We start from the raw sequence: 10156 nt of genomic DNA on the forward strand, positions 1-10156 counted from the left end.
GAACAAGGTTGGAACTACCGGAACATTCGAAACGGCCAGCCGAAGCTGCCTCGCCCAGCCCACCGTAATACCGAATCGAATTGCGCAATAACTCAGCAATTCGGGTTTCGACGGATGCGCCGAAGCACACATAGCGAAAGCCAACAGTTCAGTTAGCTACTATGCGTAGAATGTTCAACAGGGTTCCAATCCCGACACCGGATTTTGCCAGTGCTTTTGCAGGATATCGCTGGGGTTCAGAAGAGTCAACGCTTTAAGCACGTAGGCCGATTAACTGGTCAAAAATCAGTACCTTGTAAAGAGGTATGTTAACAATGTGTCGAGTAAAGAATGAGGTTTAGACAAGGCCGTCACAGAAAACGGCTGCTATTGTTTAAGGCAGAGAAGAGATACCCCACCAAGAAAGCAAAGCTTACCAAGATGTGACGAACGATTTAGGGCTTTTTTGGACAAAAGCACGTTAGGGTATGAATTCTAACGTGCCAAAATTGGATTAGAAAAAGTATCTTGAAGCCTTAAATGCTTGTTATGAGTATGACTCAAATGGTGTGAGGTCTATACCCTCGATGTCGCAAACCGCTTTAATCGTTGGGTTCAAACAAAGGCGCTTTAAATACGCTGCTAGGTGTTTGAAATCAAGCGGTGACTTTTCAATTGGCAACGACCATTCTGCAAGCATAAACAAGAAGTAGTCACATGCGGTTAAGGTGTCACCCAACAAGTATTCATGATGCTCTAACTGGTCGTTGATGATTGACAGTGCATCAGCAATTCTTTCGTCCTGCGCCGCGATTACATTTGGAATGGTAGTTTCATCGTTGGTGTGGCGATGAGGGTAATATCGAACCATAAGTTCAGCTTGCAGCGTATTATTGAGAAACGCGAGCCATTGATAAAACAAAGGACGAGTCGGCTCACCTAACGATGGCATTAAATCGGATTCAGGGTGCAATTCGCAGATGTGTATACAGATAGCTGGACTTTCGAAAATTGGCTGCTCATTAACAACTAAGGTCGGTATCCGCCCTGCTGGGTTGAGCCTAAGATAATCCGATGATTTTTGAGAGTTCGATTTTTTATCAACTAACAATAGCTTATAGTCTGCTTTTAAATGATGAAGCAAAAAATGAGGAGCTAGACTCGCATTGTTTGGATAGTAATAAAGCTTGAACATAATTGACTCCTTGTCTCTAAAATTGCGGATACTCATAACGCCCAATTATAGCGATTTCCCCTCATAATCTTCATATAAAACAATGAGTAGACGCGCATCGCTCATTCTGATCTAATGAATTTCGCCAAAAACACACCTGATTAAATGGATTTAATAGAGAGCCCTAACGATACGCGATATTCAAATTCTACAGCAAACTATTGAGAATCAATGCCCTGAAATTCAAAAAAAACGACTTAGATCTCTGATACTTGCAACCAAAACGGTTCTTGATGGTTCTTATCTAACACTCACTAAAATTGGAAGAGCTCTCGACACCAATACCACAGTGAAACATGCCATCAAACGTATCGACCGATTACTTGGTAATCGCAATCTGCCATAGATGGGTTGGCCGTCAAAGCAGTCAACCCTACCCTATGGATTCCAAAAGCTGCCGCATACGCTTTCTTTTGGCTTTAAAAACCTCTAACTTTGCTTATCATCCGTGGCGGCGTGATTAGCCAGTTTATCTTTTAACGCTTCGTTTTGAGCCGCAATTTCATTAAGAAACAAAGAGTTATTTTTCTTTGCAAGCAATAAGGCCTTTTCAGATGCATCCATGGCTTGGTCTAACTCATTATTCAGTGAATATGCCGTTGCTAAACTATCCCAGAGAATTTCTGATGCACCAAAGGTCTTAACGCCTTGCTCTAATATCTCTACTCCCCAATCCACTTTGCCTTCATAGGCCGCTTTTAATCCGTAAACATTATATTGGTGAACCGACATCGGAAACGTATAGCCGTACTCATATGATTTTGCCAAATAGAAAGCTTGCAACTCTTTCAATGACATCACGTCTACTTCGGGTACCGCATTCCACCCATCAAAAATGACTTTAAGTGCTTGGCTATTACCTATTAAGGGGGTGCTATCATGAGTTTCATTGGTGTAATTTGCATGAGCCCAACTGACATTATTGGGCGATTTTCTGTTGAGTGATTCTATCATTGAGCTAAATGCCTCTTTCATTTCACCGGGCTCATTCGCTATGCTCAAGAACCACTTAACCGGCTTTTCTCTATCAAGTTTTTGATATTTTGAATATTCACTGATAAGCGTAGCCTTGTCCCACCACAAACTCGGACTGATAGAAATAGCCGCATTAAACTCCGAACCATCACTCAAAGCTAAATAACTGGTGAATAAACCCGATAATGAGTGTCCTGAAATCACTTGATATGGTGCTAAGCGATAATGTTCTTTTATCTTATTTAGCAGTTCATCTTGTAAAAATTGCTTGTATAACTCTGCTTGTCCAGATCGATTTTTATACTGTTCGAGCTCTGTGTGAGTATAGAATTTTAGTCGGTTGTAAGGGGTGCTTACACCGACCACAATCATCTCAGGAATGATGGCATAAGTACTTAAGAAGCGAACACTTGCCGCAATATGTTCAAACTGAGTCGAACCATCCAGAGCTATCAATACTGGATATTTGAAACTATCGGAATGTTCGTATGTGTCTGGTAAAGATACTTGAACGGTGACTTCTTCATTGATTGTCTCTGAAGAAAACATCAAGCTCTTCGTACCCCCAAAAGAATACGAAGAAATAAATATCAGGGTTAGATAGATTAGTCTCATACATTCCTTGTGGCTAACCCCCTAATCAGGGGTTGTTGCCTGTGGGCTGAAATGTGAAGTGAAGCGAAGCGGAACCCAGCCAACCGTAAACAGCTCCTGCTCGCAATAGCTTATTCGATGAAAAATGTCAGATGCGCGCTTTTATACTCAGGTTTTGGCGTTACTCAATGAGCTGCGAGAGCAATCACAAGCGTAAAATACGATTCTTTACAGGACTTGTTTCACGAGTAACTCGACTCTCAATCAATTTTGCTAACTCATGATAAGCGCTGTGTTTGGCTCGTTGCTTCCTTGGTTAAACCCATCGCTATAGGCTTCAGATACTGCCTCCCCGTACTAGACTGAGGAGGCAACAACACAAGAGCCCGCCAAAACAGACAATATGGCCCCGTGCTTTTAGTCTTCAGGTTGTGGTTCTGGTGCAGCACGAAGGCTCCACGAACGAGCTGGTTCGCCATCAGAGCTGTATGTCACCATTGAAATCATCTTCCCTGATTGTGCTGCACTAATGAGATCGTCATCATTAACGATACCATAATTTAGTGCAGAGGCATTTTTTAGCACCTGTTTAAACCCATCCGCATTGGCAGCGAGTTCATTCGATTTAAGAGGCCCACTCATGATTTGACCACCAGCAGAACGCCCCGAGAAACCCTCAAAAGTTTGGATGCTCCAAATTTGTCTTCCATCTGCTCCTACAGAGGGGCCATCAACCCACCAACTGCGCTGACGGTTATCAAGATAATGCCCCGCAACCAGCTGGTTAGCACTTGTAAAACCGACTGATTTCACAGAGTTTGTGTTTTTAAATACCAGGTTGCCGTTCTTATCTACGGCAAACTCTGCACTCATGTCGAAGAACTGAGTTTCACCTGTGTCCGTGTTAGTAACTGGTACACGCAGCATAGTGATCTGGTTACCCGCACCTTGGAAATGGGCACCTTGGAAAGCGATATCGAGATTGTTAGTGTCGATGTCGGCGGCAAAAGTAGAGGTTGTAAAAAGTGCCACTGTCGTCGCGAGTAGAGTTTTCTTCAACATGGATATAAGCCTTAATCAATGTTTTCAATAAAGTGAAATGGTCTGGTTACCAGTGGTGGCAGGGTGCTGACGTTTTAGACCACCCTTTTCAAATGAAGTAGATTTCACTGGGCCATAGACTTTTTGCTAAAGCGTATCGAGATTGCGATGACCTTTGATTAGTTTCAACATCAGGCCTAATTTTGCCGATGTTACATGTATTGGCCATTGACGATTCGATTACGCTTGATTGGAATGAAATGCCATATGGGATTGATATCACACCAGGTCGGCACCCTATATACTCCATCAGATGAATACAAGGCGTCATCTTTATAATGAGATCGGTGTCAATATTATAACCTTCAATTTTGAATCGACCTTGTAAAATAATTTTAACTTATCTTTAAATTCATACGCTTAAACCCTTGCTAAGTCACTATCTAACAGCAATAGCAATCTCGACTTCATGGGCACTTTTATAGTATTCAAAGTCTGTTGTGTATGCTCGTTGGTAGAGGCAATGTTCACTACTAAAGTAGCTCCAAACTTCTCCCCATAGGTCTATAACGGCTTGTGGCATCTCACCGCTTGCAGTAAACGTCACGTATTTGCCAGAAGCGATCTTCACTTTTACTGAGTCTGACAATCGCTCTGGTGATAACGTATCCGAACAAGCGATAACGTCAAAAGCCCCCGAAAAATCAGATTCATAGTTAGTGTACACACCATAAACTTTTGACTTTTCGTTCAATTTTGGAGCAGCGTTTGCGTAAAACTTGGCCCAAAGTTCTCCAATTTTTGCAGTCGATGGATTCATTTCATCTGCGTTAGTCGTACGAATGGCATAACCTGCCAGGTCAACACCGTTTATCTCACCAATGTTCATTTTTCCTCCTAGTTGTATAGCGTCTATTTAAATGTGAGACGCGAGACACTGATACTGTCACCTACCCGTTCAATAACGATTGCGGATGCAAACTCCAATGCTATCGGTGCTGAACCTAGATAATGACCGCTTTAATTTTGTTTCCATCCGGATCTCGAATGAATGCAGCCTAATAGGTTCTACCATACTCTGGTCTAAAACCCGGCTGACCTTCGCATGTACCACCTAGTGAGATTGCCGTAGCGTAGAATTTAACTGCTCTTGCTACATCAGAGACACCAATTGAGACATGATTGAAAATCATCTTTAGCCCTTTTAATTGCTGAAAACCTAAAGAAAATCAGCTATCCCAATACTGAAGATTTCAATCGCATTCTAACAGATACTGTATATAAAAACAGTGCTTATGAGCATTTTTGAGACAATGTAAAGTACATAGCGCTTATTGGGCTACCAAACGTCGGTTCAACGCGTTAACGGAATTGTACTTAATGAGCTGTACTTAATGAGTTGAATAAGCCTTAGTCAGTAACCATTCAACCAATAGAGTGGCCAAACATGTCCAGATCAGCTATGTGGGTAGATAAGCGAAACTAGGTTGCAGTAATCACAAAGCCCAACGTGGGAAGAGAAATGCCAAGTGTTGGGCGTCAGTATAACAGATTGAGATGGCTACGAAGTCACCCCAGGGTCAATGTTTTTTACCCCTTTGATAACTCGGTGAGCAACTTCTAGTACAAACTTGGCTCTGGCAAAACGGGGGGCGTACTGTCCATATAAGTTAAAAAGTTTTCCCATAATTCATGCGTTCTTTGCTTGGTAAGCTTAGTTTTGCAAGAGATCGACATCGCTCCACGAATCGTTCCATCACGCCATTGTGTATAAACTGAATCACAATGTGAGGACATATATGTTTGCCAGTCCGTTTGAGCGAGTTTAATTGCTGCGACTAACTTTGAATCAAACGAATTATGCTCCAAACTGGCCTTGAGGTATTTCTCCAACTCAGTGTTGGCAGCATCCAGCTCTATAGCGGCACACTGATTTATCTCGATTGTTGTAAACGCAGCATCACAGTCAATGGCTTGCTCATCAGCCATGGCGCCAAACGAAAGACAAGCCAAAGCGAGGATTACACTATTTCTCATTATTTTCTCCGAAGGCACATCAGGTTCAATCATGGGCAACACATTGCCCAATTTACACCAGTGTGCCCTAAACACTAACGATCACTCAAACCGTAAACCTTTGTTGGACGGCTAGTTTTCAGGCCTACCTTATCTAAAATCCACACCATGAAGAGCCACAGCAAGAAACAATAGAAATGCCCCTAAACTAATGGGTAGCAGCGCGATAAGCCACAACGCGACATGACTCAATTTAATCAGTAGCGTCTTTGTCTTTTGAGATCGAGTAAGTTTGCGAAATTGATAAGCAGCCGTTAGTGAGCCAACACACCACAAGATGATTAGCGCCATGATTTGAAAATCGCTACCACTAGAAAGCGCATGTTCTACCGCGATAAACAGTATTACATGCATCAACAAAGTAGCGACTAGCGTTGCTTTAGTGCTATTCATCATTGAAAATTTAACGCCACACGTTGCGAATTAAGCCGATATGCTATCACTAAACACTAGGTTAAGCCTTTACTTTTTCAGGTACTCTCCATTTCGATTGGCGCGAAATAATGCTTCCAATTGACCAGACTGCTTCAGTTCGGTTAAGCCCTTATTAAAGGCTTTAATGAGTTCAGGACCAGCTTCTATTTGCCGGGAAATAAGTAAATAAAATAGCTTATCAGTATTGAACCTTTGTTCCGATATAGACACTTTGTTTTCTAGTCCTAATTTTCTTAGTGTGTATAAACCTACTTCTACATCGGCAAGTACAACATCTAGCCTATTTTTAACCAACATCTTCAGCGCGACATCTAAATCTTCAAGCCTAAGTATGTTGATTGTCCCTGATTGCTCCCACTCAGAGAGTCCATAGTCATAGCCAATCACACCACCGACCCGATATTGACCAAGCTCTGGTATGTTTTCCCAACTCACCTCTTTGCCTGATTGAAAGAATACGGCGGTGGATAATCCAACGACAGCATCTGAAAAATAAAAACTCTCTTCTCTTTGGGATGTTTTACCCCAAATAAAAGTACCATCTAGAGCGCCAAATCGAGCTTGTTGGTAGCCTCGTTTCCAAGGTAGATAGGTGAACTCCACCTGAACCCCTTGGCTTGCAAAGGCCTCCGCTACGATATGCGAAACAAAACCACCATGATTGAGTCGACTGGACTGAAAAGGAGGCCATTCACCATTGGCTAGATATACGGTGTTTCCCCGGCAGGGCAAAGTGGCAACAACGAGAAAAAGCAGCACCATCCTCGGTAAAAAAGGCATTTTTCTCAACAAGAAGCGCATCCATGCTCTCCAATTCACATTGACCATTAATGATAGCATTATACATTAAATAAAGGGCATAGAGTGACGGTTGCCACCACAACAATGCTCGGGCGGGCGCCTCCACAGCAAAATTTATGGAGCTTTCTTCAGCGCGAAAACCACTGTGTGAAGCTAGAACAAGCAAAGTTGTGGTGAATGGGTCGAATAATGCGCCATCTCAAGCTGATTATCACGCATCCTTAAGTGTTGAACATGACTGTTGTTGCAGGTAGTGACGAACCAAGAAATTCATTTTCTCCTTCAACCATTCTGGGCCATCATCTGCCATATCATTGTGGCGAGAGTCAGGAATGGTCACCACACAGATGTCGCTTTGCTCTGTTTCCAATGGCAAAACGCCTTTATCTGCAGGAAAATCACTCGCCCGAATAGAGAGGACTTTTAATTTGGGATCTCTCGGTAAAGGCACACGCCTGTGATCTAAAGTAATAAGCGACTCAATGTACGGCTTCTTTTCATTGCCCAGCCATGCAGAAATATCACCGCCGTTTGAGTGCCCTACTAAGAGCAAGTTATCAAAGTCATACTGTTTTAAACGTTCACTCAATGTTGACCTAACAAAATCCAGAGTTTGCGCACCTCGACGCCAGTTTTCACTTCGAGTTTCAAACAAGTTTCCTGACGTCGATAATGGCGGGTCATTGGGTAGTTCGTGCCCAATAGCGACAACTAGGTAACCAAGATCACTAAGCTGATTGGCTAGAAACGAGTACTTTAAGTGAGATACGCCATAACCAGCACTCAAGAAAGCCACTGGGCACTTGGTTTCCTTTTTGCACCTTGTCTCGGTTTGAGGGACGGTAATGTCTATCGGGACATTTCTATCCCTAGATTGGTCGTAAATAATGTCGGCATGTGAAAAGCTAGCAAAGCTAGCGATTAAGAATAAAAATTTATGTCGATAGTTCATAGACCCTCTGAAAGGTTAACGCCGCGTTGAGTGGGCGAGCAACGCCTACGATCAAAATCAAACCGAAACACCATATTTACTTTAGACTGGCTTGAATAATTAATAGCTCAATTTCATCGTTTGATGTGTTGATCAAACCATGGGAACCAAAGCGTTTATTGACTATCATATCTCCTGAAGTCACTTTTCTTTCTTTCCCCTCAATGGTCATAGTGCCTTCACCTTTCAAAATGATGTACATTTCTTCATCATCTCCGTGAGTATGCTCACCCATCGAGCTTCCTGGCGGCATAACAACACGAATAGCGAAATCCCATGCACCATCGAAATCTTTGCGCCTAAAAGCACGATAGATATCAACCTTGCCTTCTCCATCATGGCTGTTGTAATCCACTTCTTTATCGCACGTGTAAAAATTACGTATCATTGTTGCCGAATTCCTTTCTTATTATGTTCTGCTGGGCGGCCAAGCCCTCTAACACTATCGATAACAGGCAGACTTGTTTTTCTGTCTACCCAACTCTGGTAAAATTACCATAAGCCACTAAAAAATAAAGCAATATATTGAGTATTCTACTATCTCAACTAAGCACTCTACTTTTCGTACTCAAATCAGAGTGAAAGCCAATCAAGGCGTCATCCAATAGCCAGAGCCAACCATGGCATCACGGTTTTTGCCTTTTGTTACGCACGAATCTTCGCTCGCCATTCATCGAATCAAATTCAGCAAATTTCAATTTCCACCACGGCGTGAGTTAGGGCTACACACGCATTAATTATGAACAAGGTGGAATATCAAGGCGTTATAAATAGTCGATCATAAATTATCCATTAATTAATCAAATCCACCCTGCGTTTCGTTTTGAATATTTTTAATTCAACACAGGGGAAACTAAAAAAATGGACAAGCAATTTAACGTTAAGGAGCTTTTGTTCCTCATGGTATTGACCATGATGGTGTTGCTCCTCTCTGGCTGTGGGGGTTCAGATGAAGGAGGCAGCGCCTCTTCATCAACCCCTCCTCTTTCAAACACGACAAGGCCAACACCAGACCAAGGTGATGCCCCCGTTCAATTAGAGCGGCTAACGCTCACTGCCTATCCGCTTAACACCAAAGGGGCGAGTGAGCTCACGCTGATCACCGGCAACGAGCAATCGTTTCTTGCGGTGGGTGAGTACTCTAACGGCCAATCTAAAGTATTAACCGAGGAATTAGCGGTTGAGGATTGGCAATCCAGTGACACAGAGTTAGGCGAGTTTATTCAATCGGGCGTTTTGAAAGGGAAAGCATCGGGGGTGGTAACAGTGTCTTTTAGCCAAGGTAATCTCACCAGTAACTCACTGCAAGTGACGGTTACCGACGCCATTATTACCGATATCGCCATCACCCCCTCAGCGGTCAACCTTGCCATCGGGCAAAATCAACCCTTGGTCGCTACCGCAACATACAGTAACGGCCTATCGATGAATATTAGTGACTCGGTAACTTGGGTCCCTATCGATACCAACACCGCGACGGTCACCCCTAGTGGGCAACTCACTGGCGTTGCTGTCGGAACAACCTCCCTCACTGCGGTTAAAGACCAAGTCACCAGCAACAGGGTCAACGTCAATGTCTCTGACGCTGTGCTTACCGCTATCAATGTGACGCCAGCGGTTGTAAATGTGCCTAAAGGGCAACAGCAAACGCTCACTGCCAACGCGCTATACAGCGATGGTACCTCATCGATTATTACTGATTCTGTCGTTTGGCGCCCTGCCGATACCAATACAGCCACCATCACCTCTAATGGCGTGTTGTCTGGTGACGATATCGGCACCACTACTCTCACAGCGACAAAAGATGGCATTACAAGCTTACCCGTCGGTGTGGTGGTCAGTGAAGCCGAGCTTATCAGTATCAGCGTCACGCCACCAATGGTGGCGGTCGCTAAAGGACAACACCAAGCACTAACGGCCACGGCCATCTACAGTGATAACACCTCTTCGGATATCAGTGATTACGTCACTTGGAGCACCATCGAACCCAGCACAGCCACTGTCGTACCAGGAGGAAAAGTAACTGGAGT

10 protein-coding genes and 2 pseudogenes are annotated in these 10156 nt (G+C 43.4%); 2 read left to right on the forward strand and 10 right to left on the reverse strand.

Features of this window, described 5'->3' with window-relative positions:
* Window positions 1-526: 526 nt before the first annotated feature.
* On the reverse strand, window positions 527-1174 hold the full coding sequence (locus tag TW84_RS03395; RefSeq protein WP_045974280.1) for a glutathione S-transferase family protein: 648 nt from the start codon (window positions 1172-1174) through the stop codon (window positions 527-529).
* A 169-nt stretch (window positions 1175-1343) separates the two neighbouring features.
* Between TW84_RS03395 and TW84_RS25255 the strand changes: the two are divergent.
* Window positions 1344-1553: pseudogene (locus TW84_RS25255) on the forward strand (IS4 family transposase); the annotation flags it as partial.
* A gap of 89 nt (window positions 1554-1642) precedes the next feature.
* On the opposite strand, the gene TW84_RS03400 reads toward TW84_RS25255, so the two are convergent.
* The 9 genes and pseudogenes from TW84_RS03400 to TW84_RS03435 all read right to left on the reverse strand — a co-directional run bounded on the left by TW84_RS03400 (window position 1643) and on the right by TW84_RS03435 (window position 8514).
* Window positions 1643-2803 (reverse strand): alpha/beta hydrolase, encoded by a 1161-nt coding sequence (locus TW84_RS03400; RefSeq protein ID WP_045974281.1) that lies wholly within the window; start codon window positions 2801-2803, stop codon window positions 1643-1645.
* 396 nt (window positions 2804-3199) lie between these two features.
* Complete coding sequence (locus TW84_RS03405; protein ID WP_045974282.1) at window positions 3200-3844, reverse strand: hypothetical protein; 645 nt, start codon at window positions 3842-3844, stop codon at window positions 3200-3202.
* A gap of 418 nt (window positions 3845-4262) precedes the next feature.
* Window positions 4263-4712, reverse strand: a complete 450-nt coding sequence (locus tag TW84_RS03410) for a GyrI-like domain-containing protein (RefSeq protein WP_045974283.1) — start codon at window positions 4710-4712, stop codon at window positions 4263-4265.
* Window positions 4713-4881: 169 nt separating this feature from the next.
* Window positions 4882-4965 (reverse strand): annotated as a pseudogene (locus TW84_RS25295) (VOC family protein); the annotation flags it as partial.
* A gap of 478 nt (window positions 4966-5443) precedes the next feature.
* Complete coding sequence (locus TW84_RS03415) at window positions 5444-5860, reverse strand: lysozyme inhibitor LprI family protein (RefSeq protein WP_045974289.1); 417 nt, start codon at window positions 5858-5860, stop codon at window positions 5444-5446.
* Window positions 5861-5989: 129 nt separating this feature from the next.
* Complete coding sequence (locus TW84_RS03420) at window positions 5990-6295, reverse strand: hypothetical protein (RefSeq protein ID WP_045974284.1); 306 nt, start codon at window positions 6293-6295, stop codon at window positions 5990-5992.
* Window positions 6296-6361: 66 nt separating this feature from the next.
* The gene (locus TW84_RS03425; RefSeq protein ID WP_045974285.1) at window positions 6362-7135 is read right to left on the reverse strand and encodes a substrate-binding periplasmic protein; all 774 of its coding nucleotides are present in this window, start codon (window positions 7133-7135) and stop codon (window positions 6362-6364) included.
* Window positions 7136-7346: 211 nt separating this feature from the next.
* On the reverse strand, window positions 7347-8087 hold the full coding sequence (locus TW84_RS03430; protein WP_045974286.1) for an alpha/beta hydrolase: 741 nt from the start codon (window positions 8085-8087) through the stop codon (window positions 7347-7349).
* Between the two features lie 76 nt (window positions 8088-8163).
* Window positions 8164-8514, reverse strand: coding sequence for a cupin domain-containing protein (locus tag TW84_RS03435; protein WP_045974287.1), 351 nt, complete (start codon window positions 8512-8514; stop codon window positions 8164-8166).
* Between the two features lie 473 nt (window positions 8515-8987).
* Here TW84_RS03435 and TW84_RS03440 point away from each other — a divergent pair.
* Window positions 8988-10156 (forward strand): Ig-like domain-containing protein (locus TW84_RS03440; RefSeq protein WP_045974288.1); only part of this gene is annotated, 1169 nt, incomplete at its 3' end.

It is taken from the genome of Vibrio neptunius, assembly GCF_000967495.1.
Taxonomy (GTDB): Bacteria; Pseudomonadota; Gammaproteobacteria; order Enterobacterales; family Vibrionaceae; genus Vibrio; species Vibrio neptunius.

Coding starts and splice junctions, on each gene's coding strand:
- TW84_RS03415 (WP_045974289.1), bottom strand. CDS start 5,860: ATGAGAAATAGTGTAATCCTCGCTTTGGCTTGTCTTTCGTTTGGCGCC.
- TW84_RS03420 (WP_045974284.1), bottom strand. CDS start 6,295: ATGATGAATAGCACTAAAGCAACGCTAGTCGCTACTTTGTTGATGCAT.
- TW84_RS03400 (WP_045974281.1), bottom strand. CDS start 2,803: ATGAGACTAATCTATCTAACCCTGATATTTATTTCTTCGTATTCTTTT.
- TW84_RS03395 (WP_045974280.1), bottom strand. CDS start 1,174: ATGTTCAAGCTTTATTACTATCCAAACAATGCGAGTCTAGCTCCTCAT.
- TW84_RS03430 (WP_045974286.1), bottom strand. CDS start 8,087: ATGAACTATCGACATAAATTTTTATTCTTAATCGCTAGCTTTGCTAGC.
- TW84_RS03425 (WP_045974285.1), bottom strand. CDS start 7,135: ATGCGCTTCTTGTTGAGAAAAATGCCTTTTTTACCGAGGATGGTGCTG.
- TW84_RS03405 (WP_045974282.1), bottom strand. CDS start 3,844: ATGTTGAAGAAAACTCTACTCGCGACGACAGTGGCACTTTTTACAACC.
- TW84_RS03410 (WP_045974283.1), bottom strand. CDS start 4,712: ATGAACATTGGTGAGATAAACGGTGTTGACCTGGCAGGTTATGCCATT.
- TW84_RS03435 (WP_045974287.1), bottom strand. CDS start 8,514: ATGATACGTAATTTTTACACGTGCGATAAAGAAGTGGATTACAACAGC.